Source organism: Actinoplanes sp. ATCC 53533 (genome assembly GCF_003947245.1).
Window position 1 is genome coordinate 1 of sequence record NZ_QHHV01000471.1, and the last position, 1194, is coordinate 1194.

1 protein-coding gene is annotated in these 1194 nt (G+C 66.5%); it reads left to right on the forward strand.

Features of this window, described 5'->3' with window-relative positions; translation table 11 throughout:
- On the forward strand, positions 1-1194 hold a 1194-nt coding region (locus DMB66_RS59265; protein ID WP_125812641.1), incomplete at both ends, for an ATP-binding cassette domain-containing protein.

Sequence of the window (1194 nt, forward strand, 5' to 3'; positions counted from 1 at the left end):
ACGCCATCTGCGGCGAGAACGGTGCCGGCAAATCCACCCTGATGAAGGTCCTCAGCGGGGTCTACCCGTACGGCACGTACGACGGTGACATCGTTTACCAGGGTGCGGCGACCCGCTTCTCCGACATCCGGGCCAGCGAGCACGCGGGCATCGTGATCATCCACCAGGAGCTCGCGCTCATCCCGGAGCTCTCGATCACCGAGAACATCTTCCTCGGCAACGAGCCCCGCAAGCGCGGCGCGATCGACTGGAAGTCCGCCCAGCGCCAGGCCCGCGAGCTGCTGGCCCGGGTCGGGCTCCGGGAGAACCCGGACACCCTGATCAAGGACATCGGCGTCGGCAAGCAGCAGCTGGTGGAGATCGCCAAGGCGTTCGCCAAGGACGTCAAGCTGCTCATCCTGGACGAGCCCACCGCCGCGCTGAACGAGGCCGACTCCCGGCACCTGCTCGACCTGCTGCGCGGCTTCCGTGAGCGCGGCATCACCTCGATCATGATCTCGCACAAGCTCAACGAGATCGAGGCGATCGCCGACGAGATCACCATCCTGCGGGACGGCAAGACGGTCGAGACGCTGAACATCAAGGACGACGGCGTCGACGAGGACCGGATCGTGCGCGGGATGGTCGGCCGCGAGCTGAGCAGCCGGTTCCCCGACCACACCCCGAAGATCGGCGAGATCTTCTTCGAGGTCCGGGACTGGAACGTGCGGCACCCGATCTCCGCCGACCGCCAGGTCTGCAAGAACGAGAGCTACGTGGTGCGCCGCGGCGAGATCGTCGGCTTCGCCGGCCTGATGGGTGCCGGCCGCACCGAGCTCGCGATGAGCGTCTTCGGCCGTTCGTACGGGATCTGGGAGTCCGGCACGATCATCAAGGACGGCAAGGAGATCGTGCTCAAGTCGGTGGCGGACGCGATCGCCCACGGGCTCGCCTACGTCAGCGAGGACCGCAAGGCGATCGGCCTCAACCTGCTCGACGACATCAAGACGTCGACGGTGTCCGCCAAGCTCTCCAAGATCACCAAGCGTGGCGTGCTCGACGAGGTCGCCGAGTACAAGGCCGCCGAGGCCTACCGCAAGGAACTGCGGACCAAGGCGCCCACCGTGGACGAGGGCGTCTCCAAGCTCTCCGGCGGCAACCAGCAGAAGGTCGTCCTGGCGAAGTGGATGTTCACCGACCCGGACCTGCTGATCC